The sequence below is a fragment of the Streptococcus sanguinis genome (assembly GCF_020729765.1).
In the GTDB taxonomy this organism is placed as follows: domain Bacteria; phylum Bacillota; class Bacilli; order Lactobacillales; family Streptococcaceae; genus Streptococcus; species Streptococcus sanguinis_Q.
The window spans coordinates 299616-317093 of record NZ_JAJEPD010000023.1 but is presented as its reverse complement, the minus strand read 5'-3'; the positions used below and the strand labels follow the sequence as shown (position 1 = coordinate 317093).

The window sequence follows — 17478 nt, the reverse complement described above, 5'->3', positions numbered from 1 at the left end:
CCGATGGCTGTCTTTGAATTGCAAAAATAAAAAAAATAAGATGCTCTGGAAATTGAATTTGGAGTCAATTGGTAAAAATTATAGGCGGTTTTACCGACATTTTTTAGGAATTTGTCCAACATTTTTTATGTATCTGTCCAAAAATACTTAAAAAAATGTGTTAGCGTCTTCCTTCCAGAAGACAAACATGGTAGAATGTGTTTGTCAATGTTTTTAACAATGATGAAAAAGTGGAGGAGATTATATTGACAATGAAAAAGACACTTAGTGCTTTTTCTGTCAGTGCAGCGGCATTGTCTTTGGTGCTCGCAGAAGGAGTTCAGGCTGATCAATTAGTTGATAATCAGTCTTATTCTGATGCGCCCGTTAGTCAAAGCCAACCACAGGCGGAAAACACACAGAAGGATGAATCTGTTTCGAAAGAACAGGTAGACGCTGCTCAGGCTCTTGTACAAGAAGCCGACAGCAATGTTGCACAAGGGAAAGCTGATTTGGCTCAAGCTCAGGCAAATACTGCTGCGGCTCAAAGCCAGGTCGAGCAAGCACAAGCTGAAGCTAACCGGGCACAGGAGGCAGCTGATAAAGCTGGTCCGGAAGCTATTGAAACAGCTAAGCAAGAAGAGAGCAATCAAAAAGCTCAAGTGGACAGCAACAAGTCAGAACTGGCTAAAGCTGATCAAGCAACTAAGACGGCTGAAGCTGAGCGCGATGCCCAGGCAGCCAAGACTAAAGAAGCTCAAGAGCAAGCGAAAACTCAAGAAGGACGCCTTGCTAAAGCTCAAAATGACGTGAAGGAAGCTCAGGCCAACCTAAGTGGGGACGCTACAGCTAAAGCAGAAAAAAATGTGAAAGCAGCCCAAGACAAGGTGGCAGCTGACCAGTCTGCTGTTGAAACAGCTCAAGCAAAAGTAGCTACAGCTCGTCAGACTGACAGTCAGAAGCAGGCTGAGGTTGCAAAAGCTCAGACCAACCAGACTCAGGCTAAGACGGCTCGTGATGCTTCTCAAAAGAACTTGCAGGAAAAAACTGCTGCAGCTGAGAAGACTCAGTCAGATCTGAACCAAGCTCAACAGGCTTTGCAAAAGGCTCAAGCTGGAAAAATTACTACTGAAGCTTCTAGCAATAAAAACCGTGTGTCAATGACGCCGGAATACATTGCAGCCTTGAGAGAGCTAATCGCACCGAATTTATCAGAGCAAAAAACTAATGAGATTCAAAATAGACTGGCTGCACTGAATGCCAGTGCTAAGGCTCTCAATCGTTATGTAGCAGATCCTACAGATAGCAAAGCTTTGATTGATACCAACAATATTCCACAGAATGTTCGTCAGGAACTTTCACAGTTTGCTTCAGAACTCATCAACCAACTGCGTACTCAGATGGGAACTGGTGAAGTGGTTGTGACACCGTCTTCAATTGATTTCGCTGATAAGGTGGCGACAGAATACCGCAAAGACAACTGGAACTGGGATTTGATGGAGAAATACCATCACGATGCTAAAGCAATTAACCGCGTAGCGCGTGAATATGGTTTAATGACTACAAGTGCTGAGCAAGAGAGCAAAGGTCTACAGTATTATGAAAACGCTTATATCTGGAGAGAAAAAGCTGGCCAAATGAGTGTGGCTGAAATGAAGAGACGAATCTATGATTCTGTTGTTGAATTCATGTTTAATGGCTATGAATGGCTGCATGCTACATCAATCTCTGGTCTCAATACTGGTCGCCAGAAAAACTATCTGGGAGTTGATTTCTCAATGGAAAGCGACATCACTATGGCTCATTTCACCATGGTGTCAGAAGATCAGGTCAAATATGCTAGCAAAAAGAACTTCAATGCCAGCCCGATTACAGGCAAAGCTGCAACAGCAAAAATAGATCCGCAGGAAGTAGCTAAGGCTCAAACTGCCTATGACGCTGCCTTCAAGGCCAATCAACTGGCTCTGGCATCTAAGGGAGTTGCCCAGTCTACTTATAATCGGAGAGCTGCAGCTTTAGAGCAAGCTAATCAGCAACTGGCTCAGGCCCAAGCTCAAGCAGGCCAATCAGCAACAGCTCAGGCTCAAGCAGCTCTTGCCGCAGCTCAAGAGAAGTTGGCAGCTGATCAAGCAGCTTTGGCAGCAGCAGAAGCGGCCCTGCAAAACTCAAACTTGGATGACAAGACTAAAGCGGACAAATTAACTCAGGCCCAAGCAGCTCTGACTGCTGTTCAAACGACAGTTGCCGCAGCTCAAGAAGCTCTAAAAACTGAATCAGATAAGTTGACTCAGCTAGACGCAGCTTTGAATGCAGCAAAAGAAAGAAAGACTACTCTTGAAAAAGCTGTTACAGATGCTGAAGCAGCTTTGCAAATGGCTAAAGAGTCATTGTCAAATCTTGAAAATGCAGAAGAAAACTTGGAACAAGCTAAAACTAAACTAGCCGCAGCTCAGGCTGCTTACCAAGCAGCTCTTACAGCCCAAACAGATCAAGAAGCAAAAGTAGCAGTTTTAACTGCAGTTCAAGCACAAGCTAAGGCAACATACGACTTGCTAGCTCAAACTTATGCTGAGCAAAACAAGGAAGAAGATATTCGTTATTACCAATCTGTTTTGGCTCACACAGAGGAGCGTTTCGCTCGCTCTCCGCTTACTGGACAAGTAGGAGATCCTCAGCATACAGCTCTTGGAACTACTGGAAATGCTAGCCCTGTAAATCATAAACAGGCAGCTGCTTCAGGTCATGCCTTACCTAAGACAGGGGAACATTCTTCTTGGCTTATTCTTGCAGGCCAAATGCTTCTGCTCATGGCTATGAAATTGTTCTACAAGAAACGTTCTCTTGATTAGAAAGAACAAAATCAATCAAAAACAGTCAAATTCTTGACTGTTTTTTGTTTAATATGACTTGATATATCAAGTCATATACTTGAAAAATTCTTTATTTTATAGAATTGTATGTAATTGTTTTTCAATAAAAAATTTTCAGATAATTATTGAAATTTCACTGCTTTTATGTTACAATGAAGCTAATAAATATGAGGTAAAAATATGGCTGATTTACTAGAAAAAACACGAAAAATTACGTCTATTCTGAAGCGCTCGGAAGAGCAGATGCAGGAAGATTTGCCCTATAATGCTATTACGCGTCAGTTGGCTGATATTATCCACTGCAATGCCTGCATTATCAATAGCAAGGGACGTCTTCTAGGCTATTTCATGCGCTACAAGACCAATAATGACCGTGTAGAAGCTTTTTTCCAAGATAAGAATTTCCCAGAGGAGTATGTCCAAGAAGCCAATCTGGTCTATGAAACGGAGGCTAATCTGCCGGTTACGCATGATTTGACGATTTTTCCGGTAGAGACCAAGGATGATTTTCCAGATGGCCTGACTACTATTGCTCCCATCCATGTTTCAGGGATTCGTTTAGGCTCATTGATTATCTGGCGAAATGACAAGGAATTTGCGGACGATGATCTGATTTTGGTTGAGATTGCCAGTACAGTGGTTGGTATCCAGCTGCTTAACTTCCAGCGGGAAGAGGATGAGAAAAATATCCGCCGCCGGACGGCAGTGACCATGGCAGTCAATACTCTGTCTTACTCAGAACTGAGAGCTGTTTCAGCAATTTTGGGCGAGCTGAATGGCAATGAAGGCCAGCTGACTGCATCTGTCATTGCTGACCGTATCGGGATTACCCGCTCAGTGATTGTCAATGCCTTGCGCAAGCTGGAGAGTGCTGGGATTATTGAAAGCCGCTCACTGGGAATGAAGGGAACTTATCTGAAAGTTCTGATTCCGGATGTCTTTGATGAAATTAAAAAGAGGGACTACTAATGGCTAAAGCACTGATTTCCATTGATTATACAGTTGATTTTGTCGCAGATGAGGGCAAGTTGACAGCAGGAGCACCAGCACAGGCAATTTCTGAAGCCATTGCTCAAGTAACTGAGGTAGCTTTTGACCGAGGCGATTATATCTTCTTTGCTATTGATGCCCATGATGAGAATGATGCCTTTCACCCAGAAAGCAAGCTGTTTCCGCCTCACAATATCAAAGGGACCAGCGGTCGCAATCTTTATGGTCCTTTGGCTGATTTTTATGAGAAGCATCAAGCAGACTCTCGGGTCTTTTGGATGGATAAACGCCATTATTCTGCCTTTTCCGGTACGGATTTAGATATCCGCCTGCGGGAAAGAAAGGTAGATACGGTCATTTTGACGGGAGTCTTGACGGATATTTGTGTCTTGCATACAGCGATTGATGCCTATAATCTTGGTTATCAGATTCAGGTGGTAGAGCCGGCTGTGGCTTCTCTGTCAGAGGAAAATCACAAATTTGCCTTAAACCACTTGCAAAATGTCCTGGGTTCGACTATAATAGATACAATTTAAGAGTAAAAGAGAAGCAGAGTAGGCTTGCTGACTTGCACAGAGAGTGCTGATAGCTGAGAGCAGCACCAAGAAAGCAAAAAACGAAGAACATGTTTCGTAATCTTTTGTGTGATTAAGCACAAACGTCGCTCACGTTACGAGCTCAGAGGTTGCCTTTTAGGGCGGCGAATAACAGTGGTACCACGGCTTTCGTCTGTTTTAGAGACGAAAGCCCTTTTCTTTTGTAACAGGATAATTGAAGCTGATGTTAGAATGCTTCAGATATCCTGAACAAGAGAGGAGAGTTACTAATTGATCTGAAAGGGAAAGAACATGAAAGAAATTTTTATCGGAAACTATGGTTTAGAGCAAGTCGGACAGACCATGACCGCGACTGGCTGGGTGGCCAATATCCGCAATCACGGCAAACTAGCCTTTATTGAGTTGCGGGACCGCGAGGGCTTGCTTCAGGTCTTCGTTGGCGGTGAGATTGAAGATTTTGCTAAGCTGGAAGACATTAGCAAAGAGGATGTCATCGCAGTGACTGGGCAAGTAGTTCAGCGGGAAGAGCGCTTTGTCAATAAGTCCATCAAGTCTGGTCAGGTTGAGCTGAGGGCAGAGAAGATTGAGGTTATTGCTAGCAGTAAGGCCCTGCCTTTTGAGCTGGACCAACATGCTCATACAGGGGAAGACCTGCGTCAGAAATACCGCTACCTGGACTTGCGCCGTGAGAAGATGACACATAACCTCAAACTTCGTCACCAGGTCACCTCAACCATTCGGGAATATTTGAATGGTTTGGACTTTTTGGAAGTGGAGACGCCTTATCTGACCAAGTCAACACCTGAAGGGGCTAGGGATTTCTTGGTGCCTAGCCGGGTCTTTAAAAATCAGTTCTACGCCTTGCCACAGAGTCCACAGATGCTCAAGCAATTGCTGATGGGGGCTGGCCTCGAGCGCTACTATCAGATTGTTCGTTGTTTCCGTGACGAAGACTTGCGGGGGGATCGTCAGCCAGAGTTTACCCAGGTGGATTTGGAGCTGAGTTTTGCCAGTGAGGAAGAAATCCGAGCTTTGGTTGAAGCTATGCTCAAGGCTGTTGTCAAGAAAACTCATGGTTTAGAGTTGAAGGAAGATTTTCCGACTATCAGCTATGAAGAAGCTATGAGCCGCTTCGGATCTGATAAGCCAGATACACGCTTTGGTCTGGAGTTGAAGAATTTGACGGATTTGTGCCAGTCCAATGATTCGCTTCTTATCAAGAAAGCCTTGGATAACCAAGAGGAAGTGATGGGAATCTGTGTGCCAGATGCAGCTAGTGCTTTTAGCAAGAAACAGCTGAGTCACTACTATCAGGAAATGAAGGAGTTTGGCTGCAGTCGTTTTGCCGGTCTAAAGGTTGAAAATGGCCAGTTAGTTGGGGATTTGGCTAGCACCTTTGAAGCTGAAAGCCAGGAGTTACTGACACGTTTTGAAGCCAAGGATGGAGACCTCATCCTGCTGGTCATGGCTAAAAAGCGTCGGGCTCAGGAAGCTTTGGGACATCTGCGCATAGAAGTCGCAAAGGCTTTGGATTTGATTGACCCGAGTCTGCTTCATTTCCTCTGGGTTGTGGATTGGCCGCTGCTGGAGTGGAATGAAGACCAAAACCGATATCAAGCCATGCACCATCCTTTCACACAGGGAATCTTTGAAGATGGACAGGAGCCAGATCAATTCCGCAGTCACGCTTACGACATCGTCTTGAATGGCTATGAAATCGGCGGTGGGAGTCTACGGATTCATGACAGGAAGGCTCAGGAAGCGATGTTTGAGCTATTGGGCATGAGCCGGGAAGACTATGAGCGGGACTTTGGTTTCTTCCTGGAAGCCTTAGAATACGGCTTCCCACCACACGGCGGCTTGGCTCTAGGCTTGGATCGCTTGGTTATGATTTTGGCTGGGGAAGAAAATATCCGCCAAGTCATCGCTTTTCCGAAAAATGGTACTGGCTTTGATCCTATGTTGGAAAGTCCAAGTTTGGTGGATCTAAGACAGCTCAAAGAACTGCATTTGGAATTGAAGAATTAGCCTGAAATATGGTAAAATGAAATGATGCGAATTCCTGAAGAATGGCAGGAAGAAGCTGAAGAAAAGAGCTAGCGGATGGCAAATAAATCAGCGTCCCTAGCTTGTCAAAGTAAAGGTGAGCTGAAGCTTGGAAATAAAGATATCATCTAGAAATTGTTATTTTCAGTCGCTAAAGCTCACATATCTTATGAAAGGAATCAGAGATGAAGATTACTCAAGAAGAAGTAAGTCACGTTGCTAAGCTGTCAAAACTGGCTTTTTCACCAGAAGAAACGGCTGAGTTTGCGACGACCTTAACCAAGATTGTCGATATGGTCGAATTGCTCAATGAAGTGGACACGGAGGGTGTGCCTTTCACTTCCAATGTAGCTGCCAATATCAACTATATGAGAGAAGATGTGGCACAGCCAGGCTGGAATCGGGAAGAGTTTTTCCAAAATGTACCTGAAAAAGAGCGGGGCTACATCAAAGTGCCTGCCATCCTAGATGACGGAGGAGATGCCTAATGACTTTTAATCACAAGACTATTGAAGAGCTGCACGATTTGTTGGTCAAGAAAGAAATTTCTGCAGTAGAGTTAACTCAGGCAACTTTAGCAGACATCAAAGAACGTGAAGCGACTGTGGACAGCTTCATTACTGTCAGCGAAGAGGAGGCTTTAGCTCAGGCTGCGGCTCTAGACGCCAAGGGCATTGATGCGGACAATCTTATGAGCGGAATTCCGCTGGCAGTCAAGGATAATATCTCAACCAAGGGGATTTTGACGACGGCTGCTTCTAAGATACTCTACAATTACAAGCCGATTTTCGATGCGACTAGCGTGGAGAAGCTTTACGGTAAGGACATGATTATCGTTGGTAAGACCAACATGGACGAGTTCGCCATGGGGGGCTCCAGCGAAAACTCTTACTTTAAGACGACTAAGAATGCTTGGGACAGCAGCAAGGTTCCTGGTGGATCATCTGGTGGTTCAGCGACAGCTGTTGCCTCTGGTCAGGTTCGTCTGTCACTGGGGTCAGATACGGGTGGCTCCATTCGTCAGCCCGCTTCCTTTAACGGTGTAGTCGGCCTCAAGCCAACCTACGGTCGGGTTTCCCGTTTTGGGCTCATTGCTTTTGGATCTTCTTTAGACCAGATTGGGCCTTTCTCTCAGACAGTTAAGGAAAATGCTCAGCTCTTGAATGTTATTTCTGGTAATGATTCTAAGGATTCTACATCATCACAAGAAGCAGTGCCAGACTTTACCAGCAAGATTGGCCAAGACATCAAGGGGATGAAGATTGCCCTGCCTAAGGAATACATGGGTGAGGGAATTGACAGCAAGGTCAAGGAAACGATTTTAGCAGCTGCGAAGCACTTGGAAAGTCTAGGAGCTATTGTTGAAGAGGTCAGCCTGCCTCACAGCAAGTACGGCGTGGCTGTTTACTATATTATTGCTTCCTCTGAGGCCAGCTCTAACCTGCAGCGTTTTGACGGTATTCGCTATGGCTACCGCGCAGAAGGCATTGAAAATCTAGAAGATGTCTATGTCAAATCCCGCAGCGAAGGCTTTGGTGAAGAGGTAAAACGCCGCATCATGCTGGGAACTTTCAGCTTGTCATCTGGTTACTACGACGCCTACTTCAAGAAAGCTGGTCAGGTTCGGACCTTGATTATGCAAGATTTTGCTAAGGTTTTTGAAAAATACGACTTGATCTTAGGTCCAACTGCACCAACGGTTGCTTATGACTTGGGTAGCCAAAACCAAGATCCTGTGGCCATGTATTTGGCTGACCTTTTGACCATTCCAGTCAATCTGGCTGGTCTGCCGGGCATTTCAATCCCAGCTGGCTTTGCAGACGGTCTTCCTGTCGGCCTGCAGCTGATTGGGAACCACTTCGATGAAGCGACCATCTATCAGGCAGCCGCAGCATTTGAAGCGACGACTGACTACCACAAACAGCAGCCAGTTATCTTTGGAGGTGAAAAATAATGAACTTTGAAACAGTTATCGGACTGGAAGTCCATGTTGAATTGAAGACCAATTCAAAAATTTTCTCACCGGCTCCAGCTCACTTCGGTGAAGATCCTAATGCCAACACCAATATCATTGACTGGTCTTTCCCTGGTGTTTTGCCTGTTATGAATAAAGGTGTTATCGACTATGGTATCAAGGCTGCTCTGGCTTTGAACATGGACATTCACCAAAAGATGCACTTTGACCGCAAGAATTACTTCTATCCGGACAATCCAAAAGCCTATCAAATTTCTCAGTTTGATGAGCCGATTGGCTACAATGGCTGGATTGAGATTGAGCTAGAAGATGGCACGACCAAGAAAATCCGTATCGAGCGGGCTCACTTGGAAGAAGATGCCGGAAAGAATACCCACGGCAGCGATGGCTACTCTTATGTGGACCTCAACCGTCAAGGGGTGCCTCTGATTGAGATTGTGTCTGAAGCGGATATGCGCAGTCCAGAAGAAGCTTATGCCTATCTGACTGCCCTCAAGGAAATCATTCAGTACACGGGTATTTCGGATGTCAAGATGGAAGAGGGCTCCATGCGGGTCGATGCCAATATTTCCATCCGTCCTTACGGCCAGGAAGAATTTGGCACTAAGACTGAGCTGAAAAACCTTAACTCCTTCAACTTTGTCCGCAAGGGTCTGGCATTTGAGGAAAAACGCCAAGCAGAAATCCTACGCAGCGGTGGTCAAATCCGTCAGGAAACCCGTCGTTATGACGAAGCGACTGGCGAAACCTTGCTCATGCGGGTGAAGGAAGGTTCAGCGGACTACCGTTACTTCCCAGAGCCTGATCTACCTATCTTTGAGATTGAAGATGCTTGGATTGAGCAAGTACGCAGCAGTCTGCCAGCCTTTCCAAAAGAACGCCGGGCTAAGTATGTGGGCGATTACGGTCTGTCTGACTATGATGCCAAGCAGTTGACAGCGACCAAGGCTGTGTCAGACTTCTTTGAAGCAGCTCTTGCAGCAGGTGGTGACGCTAAGGCTGTCTCTAACTGGCTCCAAGGAGAAGTGGCTCAATACCTCAATGCCGAAGGCAAGACCATCTCTGAGATTGAGCTGACACCTGAGAACCTGACTGAGATGATTGCTCTGATTGCAGACGGAACGATTTCTTCTAAGATTGCTAAGAAGGTCTTTGTTCATCTAGCTAAAAACGGTGGCTCTGCAAAAGAGTATGTGCAAAAAGCAGGACTGATCCAAATCTCAGACCCTGCCCAGCTTCTTCCAATAATCCAAGAAGTATTTGCAAACAACGAAAAAGCTATCAATGACTATAAGGGCGGCAATAAGAATGCGGCCAAGTCACTGATTGGTCAGCTTATGAAGGCTACCAAGGGTCAAGCCAACCCACAAGTAGCACAAAAACTGCTCAATGAAGAGTTGGAGAAACTTTAGAAATCAGTAAAAAACCAGTCATGAGGCTGGTTTTTTATCTTTTCTTTAGCCATTAGTTATGTTAAAATAATTAAAAAAACAAAGGAGTCTTTTATGTCAGAAATTAAAATCAAACGCGAGACAGGTTTTGTAGGGATTATTGGTAAGTTTCCAGTCTTTATCGATGGTCAGAAAGTTGGCGCAATCAAAAACGGAGAAGAGGTTGTTTTTCCAATTGCGGCTAATGAAGCAGAAGTCCGTGCGGGATCTGCTCCTATGAAAACCAAGCCAGTGACAGTTAAAGCAGGCCAAACCTTGCTGATTGAAACTAATTTTACTAATTTTTCCGTTTATTTAGTAACTTTAGTGGTTGCGCTTCTATTTGGCGGATGGCTCCGTGTGATTCTCCTGATTCTTTGTATTAGTTTCCTCTTCCTTCTGCCTTTTTACACGGCTAGAATTGCAGAATAAGTCTAAGACCAGCTGATGCTGGTTTTTTGTATGCTATTTTTTGAAAATGTAGTTAATCTTTTGACAAGATTTCTGAAAGGGTTTACAATAAAACTAACAAATTATAAAGCGAGGTATGTTTATGGCAAAAATGAATGCTGCGCGTTGGTATGGCGCTAAAGATGTCCGTATTGAAGAAGTGGATGTACCGGAAGTCCAACCGCATCAGGTCAAAATTGCGGTCAAGTATACAGGAATTTGTGGAACTGACTTGCATGAATATCTGGACGGACCGATTTTTATTCCGACAGAAACAGAGCACGTCTACTCTGGCCAGAAAGCGCCTGTAACTTTGGGACATGAGTTTGCTGGGGAAATTCTTGAGGTCGGCAGTGCTGTGACACGGGTCGAAGTTGGCGATCGGGTAACAGTTGAGCCCATTTTAGCTAAGCATAATCTTGTCGGTGACTATAATCTGGACCCTAATCTAAACTTTGTTGGTCTGGCGGCAGACGGCGGTTTTGCCAAATACTGTGTTTTGGACGGAGACATTGTTCACAAAGTTCCAGACAGCCTTAGCTATGAGCAGGCGACCTTGACAGAACCAGCTGCTGTGGCTGTTTACGCGGTCCGTCAGTCGGCTCTTAAGACAGGCGATACAGCAGTTGTCTTCGGTTTGGGACCAATCGGACTCTTGATTATTGAGGCTTTGCGGGCAGCCGGTGCCTCTAAGATTTATGGAGTTGAATTATCTCCAGAACGTCAAGCCAAGGCAGAGGAGCTTGGGGCGATTATTGTGCGACCAGAAGAAGGCGAAGACGTGGTAGCTGCTATTCATCGTTTAACTGGTAGCGGGGCAGATGTGTCTTATGAAGTGACTGGGGTGCCGGTTGTGCTGGGACAAGCTTTGGCTGCTGTTCACAAGGCTGGAGAATGTATGGTAGTTTCTATTTGGGAGCGAGAAGCCAGCATCAATCCTAATGAATTTGCCATTCAAGAAAAAACGCTCAAGGGTATTATCGCCTATCGGCATATTTTCCCTAAGGTGCTGGAACTGATGGAGCAGGGTTATTTCTCTGCTGACAAGCTTGTGACTAAGAAGATTAAGTTGGAGGATATTGTGCAAGAAGGCTTTATCGAGCTGACTCAGGACAAGGCGCAGATCAAGATTTTGGTGTCGCCAGAATAAATCTTTGCTTAATCATGAGATGAAAATCAGTCAAAACTGGCTGATTTTTCTTTATGATTTGTGCTGTAATAAGCAAAGATATAGAAAAAGGTTTGTAATGTCAAAAGTTTTGAAAGGTTCATTCCATATTTTTCTGAAAGTCGCTTTAAGCTGATTCCTTGTTTTCTTAGTTCATAGATTCGAACTTTATCCTCATAAGTTAGTTTCATTTAAAAACACCCCAAAAGTTAGATTTTTTCTGTCTAACTTTTGGGGTGCGGTGCAATTCAACTTCTTTTTATTTGGAGACCATTTTCCAGAAAAAATCAATGATATAGGTCAATCCGTAGGTATAGATGACGAGAGTGATAGGCTTGCAGAGAAGGATAATCAGCATGTACTTTTTGAAAGTCATCTTGGTCAGGGCGGCCAGCATACAGAGAAAGTCGGCTGGACTGATGGGCCAAATCATCATGAAAATAAAGAAGCGCTCAAAGCGATTGCCCTTATCCAGCCAGCTGATATATTTATCATAAGTACGCTTGCTGACGACAGACTGGACAAAAGCCGGACCGTAGGTGCGAGCTAGGTGAAATATAATGGCGCAGCCAATGACAATACCGATATAGTTATAAATGGTACCGACGATATGGCCGTAGATGAAAACACCAGCGACTGAAGTCAGGGCGCCAGGGATAATGGGCACGACCGTCTGCAGAATCTGCAGGAAGATAAAGAGAGGTGGCCCCCAGATACCTGCCTGCTGAATAAAGGCTGAGAGAGTTTCCTTGGACTGGAGGACACCAGCGAAATAGGCCCAAAGACAAAAGGCCACCGTTCCTAGAGCGCCAATGGCGGACGACCAGTTGATAATCTTTTGCAAAAGAGGGGAAACAGCCTGCATCTGCCTGTTTTTTTCTGCCATACAAACCTCCAGAACATTTATACTATCACTACTATATCATCTTTTGCCCTTTTTGTAATCTTTGAGGCTGTAAGTGCCAAAAAGCCCATTTTATGCTATAATAATGAGAATACGAATTTTTGGAGAGAGATGTGGCGATTGAAGATTATATGCCGGACTTTGCGGTCGAGGCAGTTTACGATTTAACAGTAGAGAGTTTGAAAAGACAGGGGATCAAAGCGGTTTTGGTGGATTTGGATAATACCCTGATTGCTTGGAATAATCCTGACGGGACTCCAGAGATGAAGAAGTGGCTCCATGATTTGCGGGACGCGGGCATTCGGATTATCGTGGTGTCCAATAATAACCAAAAACGGGTCAAGCGGGCTGTTGAAAAGTTTGACATTGACTATGTCTACTGGGCCATGAAACCCTTCACTTGGGGAATTGACCGGGCGCTCAAGCTTTTTCATTTTGAAAAAAATGAAGTGGTGATGGTGGGCGACCAGCTCATGACGGATATTCGGGCTGCTCATCGGGCCGGGATTCGTTCGATTTTGGTGAAGCCACTGGTCGAGAATGACTCTATCAAGACTCAGATCAATCGGGCGCGTGAACGCCGCGTGCTCAAGAAAATTACTGAAAAATACGGTCCAATTCAATATAAAAAAGGAATTTAAGCATGGAAGAACTTCTCTGTATCGGCTGCGGAGTCCCTATTCAGACAGAAGATAAGGGCAAGCTAGGTTACACGCCTCAGTCAGCTCTAGAAAAAGGCTTAGAGACAGGTGAACTCTATTGTCAGCGCTGTTTCCGCCTGCGTCATTATAATGAAATCAGCGATGTTCAGCTGACGGATGATGACTTTCTGCGGCTTCTCCACGAAGTTGGAGATAGCGACGCTTTGGTCGTCAATGTTGTCGATATTTTTGACTTTAATGGCTCGGTCATCCCTGGCCTGCCTCGCTTTGTTGCTGGAAACGATGTTCTCTTGGTTGGGAATAAAAAGGACATTCTGCCTAAGTCGGTCAAGGATAGCAAGGTGACCCAATGGCTGACGGAGCGAGCTCATGAAGAAGGTTTGCGTCCAGTTGATGTGGTCCTGACCTCTGCTCAGAACAAGCAGGCCATCAAGGACTTGATTGACAAGATTGAGCATTGCCGCAAGGGACGTGATGTGTATGTGGTCGGTGTGACCAATGTGGGCAAGTCTACTTTGATTAACGCGATTATTCAGGAAATCACGGGAGATAAGGATATTATTACGACTTCTCGCTTCCCAGGTACGACTCTGGATAAAATTGAGATTCCTTTGGCGGATGGCAGTCATATCTATGATACGCCAGGTATCATCCATCGTCACCAGATGGCTCACTATCTTTCTGCTAAGAATCTCAAATACGTCAGTCCCAAAAAGGAAATCAAACCCAAAACCTACCAGCTCAATCCAGAGCAAACCCTCTTTTTGGGTGGTTTGGGTCGCTTTGACTTTGTGGCGGGAGACAAGCAAGGCTTCACAGCTTATTTTGACAATGAGCTTAAGCTCCACCGTACCAAGTTGCAAGGTGCTAGCGAATTTTATGACAAACATGTCGGCAGTCTTTTGGTGCCGCCAGTTGGCAAGGAAAAGAAAGAATTTCCAGCCTTGGTCAAGCATGAATTTACCATCAAGGACAAGACAGATATCGTCTTCTCAGGTTTGGGCTGGATTCGCGTCAGTGGTCCTGCCCGAGTAGCTGGTTGGGCGCCAGAGGGTGTGGCGGTTGTCACTCGGAAAGCTATTATTTAATACTCAAGAAACCAAGGGGAATAAATCTCCTTTAATAAGAAAGGGAAAGGCCGTGAGCAGTGGGGAGAGAAGCAGGTCCTAACTGTCTCAAGCCTTATAGAAGAACATGACACTAACATCAAAACAACGCGCCTTTCTCAACAGTCAGGCACACAGTCTCAAACCTATCATTCAGATTGGGAAAAATGGACTCAATGACCAAATCAAAACCAGCGTCCGTCAGGCACTGGATGCACGAGAATTAATCAAGGTTACGCTCTTGCAGAATACAGATGAGAATATCCATGAAGTTGCTGAGATTCTAGAAGAGGAAATCGGAGTGGATACGGTGCAGAAGATTGGCCGGATCTTAATCCTCTACAAGCAATCCAGCAAGAAAGAAAATCGCAAACTCTCTGTTAAAGTCAAGCAAATTTAAGGAAAAATTTCTGTGGAGATGTCAGCCTATGGCTATTGAATTACTGACCCCCTTTACCAAGGTGGATTTAGAACCAGAAGTTAAAGATAAAAAACGCAAGCAGATTGGCATTTTAGGTGGAAATTTCAATCCTGTCCACAATGCTCATTTGGTCGTGGCGGATCAGGTCCGGCAACAGTTGGGCTTGGATCAGGTTCTGCTCATGCCAGAGTACGAGCCGCCCCATGTGGATAAGAAAGAAACTATTGATGAGCAGCATCGGCTGAAAATGCTGGAGCTGGCTATTGAGGGCATTGAAGGACTAGGGATTGAAACCATTGAGCTGGAGCGCAAGGGAATTTCTTACAGCTACGACACCATGAAGCTACTGACAGAACAGCATCCAGATACGGACTATTATTTTATCATCGGTGCGGATATGGTGGACTACCTACCCAAGTGGTATCGGATTGATGAGCTGGTTGAGCTGGTTCAGTTTGTCGGTGTTCAGCGGCCGCGCTACAAGGCGGGGACTTCTTACCCTGTCATCTGGGTAGATGTACCGCTTATGGATATTTCCTCCAGCATGGTGCGGGATTTTCTGGCTCAGGGACGGACTCCTAATTTCTTGCTGCCTCAGCCAGTCTTAGATTATATTGAGAAAGAAGGGCTTTACCTATGACCTATGAAAGCTATATCAGTATAAGCCGTGAGGCCTTGCTGGCTAAGATGGAAACAGTCATGCCCGAGAAGCGCCTGCGGCATTGTCTAGGTGTGGAAAAGGCTGCCCGAGAATTAGCGGAGCGCTTCGGTCTTGACGTCGAAAAAGCGGGTCTGGCAGGTCTCCTACACGACTATGCTAAGAAGGTCTCGGATGAGGAATTTCTAGTCTTGATTGACAAATACCAGCTGGATCCTGATCTGAAAAACTGGGGCAATAATGTCTGGCATGGCATGGTGGGCATTTACAAGATTCAGGAAGATTTAGGTGTGAAAGGCGCTGATATTCTGCGAGCCATCGAGGTTCATACAGTGGGCAGTGGCACCATGTCTGAGCTGGACAAGGTCGTCTATGTCGCCGACTACATTGAGCACAACCGTGACTTTCCGGGAGTGGACAAGGCTAGAGAGCTGGCTCAGCGGTCACTCAATCAGGCTGTGGCCTATGAAACAGCAAGGACTGTGGAGCACTTGGCTCACAAAGGGATGCCCATCTATCCGCAAACTTTGGAGACTTACAATGCCTTTGTAGGATATTTGAAGGAAATAGAAGAATGAAAACAGCTCTAATCATTATAGATGTACAAAATATCTTAGTGGAAACAGGTTTTCAGTCTGATAAAATGATGGATAAAATTTCCTTTCTGCAGCATCAGGCTAGGAGTAAAGGTGTCGAAATTATCTATATTCAGCATATGGAAAATCCAGAAGACAGTGCATTGGAAGATTGGCAGTTGTCTCCACTCTTAAATCGGAAGTCAGATGAAAAGGTCTTTCAGAAGAAGTATAATAGTATATTTAAAGAGACAGGTTTGAAGGATTACTTGGATAAAGAAGATATTGGTCGTCTAGTTTTATGTGGAATGCAGACAGAATATTGTGTAGATGCATCAGTTAAAGTTGGATTTGAATTTAATTATAAACTTGTCATTCCAGAAGGTGCTTTTACAACTTTTGATGGAGAAGAGGCTTCGGCAGAAAAAATAAATACTTTTTACCAAAAAATTTGGGACGGACGTTTTGCGGATGTTCGAGATTACAAAAACATTTTTAATTAAAGAGGAACTATGAAAGAACAAGAATTATTGGAACTGGTCGTGAAGGCGGCCGATGAAAAGCGTGCAGAAGATATTGTAGCTTTGGATTTGCAAGGTCTGACTACTGTAACAGATTACTTTGTCATCGTCAGCTCTATGAACAGTCGTCAGCTGGATGCAGTAGCTGAAAATATCCGTGAGAAAGCTGCTGAAGCAGGTGTTTCTGCTGGCCATGTTGAGGGAGACGCAGCTGGCGGCTGGGTGCTCTTAGACTTGGGCGGCGTGGTCGTCCATGTCTTTTCAGAGGAAATGCGGGCGCATTACAATCTGGAAAAACTCTGGCACGAAGCAACTGGTGTGGATGTTGCAGCCTTATTGGAAGAAAAAAACAAGTGATTTTTTGCCCTTAGGCAGAAAGCAGAATTCGGCTCAGTCAGCCTGCTGGCTGGGCTATTTTTGAAAGGAAAAGTATGGCAACTTATGAAACCTTCGCGTCGGTTTACGATGCGATTATGGATGATTCTTTGTATGAGAAGTGGACAGATTTCAGCCTGCGTCATTTTCCCAAGGATAAGAAAAAGCTGCTGGAGTTGGCCTGCGGTACGGGCATTCAGTCTATTTATTTTAAGCAGGCTGGTTTTGAGGTGACAGGGTTGGACCTGAGTCAGGAAATGCTGGATTTGGCAGAGAAGCGCAGCAGAGAGGCCGGTTTGGACATTCCCTTTATCCAGGGCAATATGCTGGATTTGAGCGGCGTCGGTCAGTTTGATTTGGTGACTTGTTACTCAGACTCCATTTGCTATATGGAGGACGAAGTCGATGTCGGTCAGGTTTTCACTCAAGTCTACCAACATCTAAATGAGGGCGGCCGCTTTATCTTTGACGTGCACTCGATTTACCAGATTGACGAGGTTTTTCCAGACTATTCTTATCATGAAAATGCTGAAACCTTTGCTATGGTATGGGATTCTTATGCGGACGAACCGCCTCATTCTATCGTGCATGAGCTGACCTTCTTTGTCCAAGACGAGGATGGGCGCTTCACGCGCCATGATGAGGTGCATGAGGAGCGGACCTATGAGATTCTGACCTATGATATCTTGTTGGAGCAGGCTGGCTTTAAGAATGTCAAGGTTTACGCGGACTTTGAGGACAAGAATCCAACTGACAAGAGCGCTCGCTGGTTCTTTGTAGCGGAGAAATGA

At 45.1% G+C, this 17478-nt stretch carries 18 protein-coding genes and 1 pseudogene; 17 read left to right on the top strand and 2 right to left on the bottom strand.

Translation table 11 applies throughout. The features are described from left to right. Positions 1 to 251 precede the first annotated feature (251 nt). From K4H96_RS03265 to K4H96_RS03225, 9 genes are all read left to right on the top strand, one after another. Positions 252 to 2828: an SEC10/PgrA surface exclusion domain-containing protein gene (locus tag K4H96_RS03265; protein WP_223337449.1), complete on the top strand. Its 2577-nt coding sequence runs from the start codon at positions 252 to 254 to the stop codon at positions 2826 to 2828. Between the two features lie 201 nt (positions 2829 to 3029). After that, positions 3030 to 3818 carry a GTP-sensing pleiotropic transcriptional regulator CodY gene (gene codY / locus K4H96_RS03260; RefSeq protein WP_002896308.1) on the top strand — a complete coding sequence of 263 codons (789 nt, stop codon included), beginning with the start codon at positions 3030 to 3032 and terminating at the stop codon, positions 3816 to 3818. Then, positions 3818 to 4375, top strand: coding sequence for a cysteine hydrolase family protein (locus tag K4H96_RS03255; RefSeq protein ID WP_223337450.1), 558 nt, complete (start codon positions 3818 to 3820; stop codon positions 4373 to 4375). The genes codY and K4H96_RS03255 overlap by 1 nt, the downstream gene beginning before the upstream one ends. A gap of 312 nt (positions 4376 to 4687) precedes the next feature. Further along, positions 4688 to 6424 carry an aspartate--tRNA ligase gene (aspS, locus tag K4H96_RS03250; RefSeq protein WP_223337451.1) on the top strand — a complete coding sequence of 579 codons (1737 nt, stop codon included), beginning with the start codon at positions 4688 to 4690 and terminating at the stop codon, positions 6422 to 6424. A 203-nt stretch (positions 6425 to 6627) separates the two neighbouring features. Then, positions 6628 to 6930, top strand: a complete 303-nt coding sequence (gatC, locus tag K4H96_RS03245) for an Asp-tRNA(Asn)/Glu-tRNA(Gln) amidotransferase subunit GatC (protein ID WP_223337452.1) — start codon at positions 6628 to 6630, stop codon at positions 6928 to 6930. Further along, positions 6930 to 8396, top strand: a complete 1467-nt coding sequence (gene gatA / locus K4H96_RS03240) for an Asp-tRNA(Asn)/Glu-tRNA(Gln) amidotransferase subunit GatA (RefSeq protein ID WP_223337453.1) — start codon at positions 6930 to 6932, stop codon at positions 8394 to 8396. Before gatC ends, gatA begins: the two co-directional genes overlap by 1 nt. Then, positions 8396 to 9829, top strand: a complete 1434-nt coding sequence (gatB, locus tag K4H96_RS03235) for an Asp-tRNA(Asn)/Glu-tRNA(Gln) amidotransferase subunit GatB (RefSeq protein ID WP_002901040.1) — start codon at positions 8396 to 8398, stop codon at positions 9827 to 9829. The genes gatA and gatB overlap by 1 nt, the downstream gene beginning before the upstream one ends. A 93-nt stretch (positions 9830 to 9922) precedes the next feature. Then, a complete protein-coding gene (locus tag K4H96_RS03230; protein ID WP_002907115.1) occupies positions 9923 to 10279 on the top strand; it encodes a hypothetical protein in 357 nt (118 codons plus the stop codon). A gap of 121 nt (positions 10280 to 10400) precedes the next feature. Next, positions 10401 to 11447 (top strand): 2,3-butanediol dehydrogenase, encoded by a 1047-nt coding sequence (locus K4H96_RS03225; protein ID WP_223337454.1) that lies wholly within the window; start codon positions 10401 to 10403, stop codon positions 11445 to 11447. 104 nt (positions 11448 to 11551) lie between these two features. On the opposite strand, the pseudogene K4H96_RS03220 reads toward K4H96_RS03225, so the two are convergent. Beyond that, a pseudogene (locus K4H96_RS03220) lies at positions 11552 to 11656 on the bottom strand (transposase); the annotation flags it as partial. Positions 11657 to 11724: 68 nt separating this feature from the next. Beyond that, positions 11725 to 12351: a TVP38/TMEM64 family protein gene (locus tag K4H96_RS03215; protein ID WP_011836599.1), complete on the bottom strand. Its 627-nt coding sequence runs from the start codon at positions 12349 to 12351 to the stop codon at positions 11725 to 11727. Positions 12352 to 12482: 131 nt separating this feature from the next. On the opposite strand from K4H96_RS03215, the gene K4H96_RS03210 reads away from it, so the two are divergent. From K4H96_RS03210 to K4H96_RS03175, 8 genes are all read left to right on the top strand, one after another. Continuing rightward, positions 12483 to 13010, top strand: a complete 528-nt coding sequence (locus tag K4H96_RS03210) for a YqeG family HAD IIIA-type phosphatase (protein WP_223337455.1) — start codon at positions 12483 to 12485, stop codon at positions 13008 to 13010. A 2-nt stretch (positions 13011 to 13012) separates the two neighbouring features. Next, positions 13013 to 14119, top strand: a complete 1107-nt coding sequence (gene yqeH, locus K4H96_RS03205; RefSeq protein WP_223337456.1) for a ribosome biogenesis GTPase YqeH — start codon at positions 13013 to 13015, stop codon at positions 14117 to 14119. 106 nt (positions 14120 to 14225) lie between these two features. Further along, complete coding sequence (gene yhbY, locus K4H96_RS03200) at positions 14226 to 14537, top strand: ribosome assembly RNA-binding protein YhbY (RefSeq protein WP_002896287.1); 312 nt, start codon at positions 14226 to 14228, stop codon at positions 14535 to 14537. Between the two features lie 28 nt (positions 14538 to 14565). Then, complete coding sequence (locus tag K4H96_RS03195) at positions 14566 to 15198, top strand: nicotinate-nucleotide adenylyltransferase (protein ID WP_125356153.1); 633 nt, start codon at positions 14566 to 14568, stop codon at positions 15196 to 15198. Beyond that, positions 15195 to 15794, top strand: a complete 600-nt coding sequence (gene yqeK / locus K4H96_RS03190) for a bis(5'-nucleosyl)-tetraphosphatase (symmetrical) YqeK (protein ID WP_223337457.1) — start codon at positions 15195 to 15197, stop codon at positions 15792 to 15794. Before K4H96_RS03195 ends, yqeK begins: the two co-directional genes overlap by 4 nt. Continuing rightward, complete coding sequence (locus tag K4H96_RS03185; RefSeq protein ID WP_223337458.1) at positions 15791 to 16294, top strand: cysteine hydrolase family protein; 504 nt, start codon at positions 15791 to 15793, stop codon at positions 16292 to 16294. Before yqeK ends, K4H96_RS03185 begins: the two co-directional genes overlap by 4 nt. A gap of 9 nt (positions 16295 to 16303) precedes the next feature. Continuing rightward, entirely contained in the window at positions 16304 to 16669 is a 366-nt protein-coding gene (rsfS, locus tag K4H96_RS03180; protein ID WP_045772873.1) for a ribosome silencing factor, read from the top strand. 74 nt (positions 16670 to 16743) lie between these two features. Further along, the gene (locus K4H96_RS03175) at positions 16744 to 17478 is read left to right on the top strand and encodes a class I SAM-dependent DNA methyltransferase (protein WP_223337459.1); all 735 of its coding nucleotides are present in this window, start codon (positions 16744 to 16746) and stop codon (positions 17476 to 17478) included.

Excerpts from the sequence above, each read along its gene's own strand:
- aspS (WP_223337451.1), top strand. The coding sequence starts at position 4,688 with ATGAAAGAAATTTTTATCGGAAACTATGGTTTAGAGCAAGTCGGACAG.
- gatA (WP_223337453.1), top strand. The coding sequence starts at position 6,930 with ATGACTTTTAATCACAAGACTATTGAAGAGCTGCACGATTTGTTGGTC.
- K4H96_RS03215 (WP_011836599.1), bottom strand. The coding sequence starts at position 12,351 with ATGGCAGAAAAAAACAGGCAGATGCAGGCTGTTTCCCCTCTTTTGCAA.
- K4H96_RS03195 (WP_125356153.1), top strand. The coding sequence starts at position 14,566 with ATGGCTATTGAATTACTGACCCCCTTTACCAAGGTGGATTTAGAACCA.
- K4H96_RS03230 (WP_002907115.1), top strand. The coding sequence starts at position 9,923 with ATGTCAGAAATTAAAATCAAACGCGAGACAGGTTTTGTAGGGATTATT.
- yqeK (WP_223337457.1), top strand. The coding sequence starts at position 15,195 with ATGACCTATGAAAGCTATATCAGTATAAGCCGTGAGGCCTTGCTGGCT.
- codY (WP_002896308.1), top strand. The coding sequence starts at position 3,030 with ATGGCTGATTTACTAGAAAAAACACGAAAAATTACGTCTATTCTGAAG.
- yhbY (WP_002896287.1), top strand. The coding sequence starts at position 14,226 with ATGACACTAACATCAAAACAACGCGCCTTTCTCAACAGTCAGGCACAC.
- K4H96_RS03225 (WP_223337454.1), top strand. The coding sequence starts at position 10,401 with ATGGCAAAAATGAATGCTGCGCGTTGGTATGGCGCTAAAGATGTCCGT.
- K4H96_RS03255 (WP_223337450.1), top strand. The coding sequence starts at position 3,818 with ATGGCTAAAGCACTGATTTCCATTGATTATACAGTTGATTTTGTCGCA.
- rsfS (WP_045772873.1), top strand. The coding sequence starts at position 16,304 with ATGAAAGAACAAGAATTATTGGAACTGGTCGTGAAGGCGGCCGATGAA.
- K4H96_RS03265 (WP_223337449.1), top strand. The coding sequence starts at position 252 with ATGAAAAAGACACTTAGTGCTTTTTCTGTCAGTGCAGCGGCATTGTCT.
- yqeH (WP_223337456.1), top strand. The coding sequence starts at position 13,013 with ATGGAAGAACTTCTCTGTATCGGCTGCGGAGTCCCTATTCAGACAGAA.
- K4H96_RS03175 (WP_223337459.1), top strand. The coding sequence starts at position 16,744 with ATGGCAACTTATGAAACCTTCGCGTCGGTTTACGATGCGATTATGGAT.
- gatC (WP_223337452.1), top strand. The coding sequence starts at position 6,628 with ATGAAGATTACTCAAGAAGAAGTAAGTCACGTTGCTAAGCTGTCAAAA.
- gatB (WP_002901040.1), top strand. The coding sequence starts at position 8,396 with ATGAACTTTGAAACAGTTATCGGACTGGAAGTCCATGTTGAATTGAAG.
- K4H96_RS03185 (WP_223337458.1), top strand. The coding sequence starts at position 15,791 with ATGAAAACAGCTCTAATCATTATAGATGTACAAAATATCTTAGTGGAA.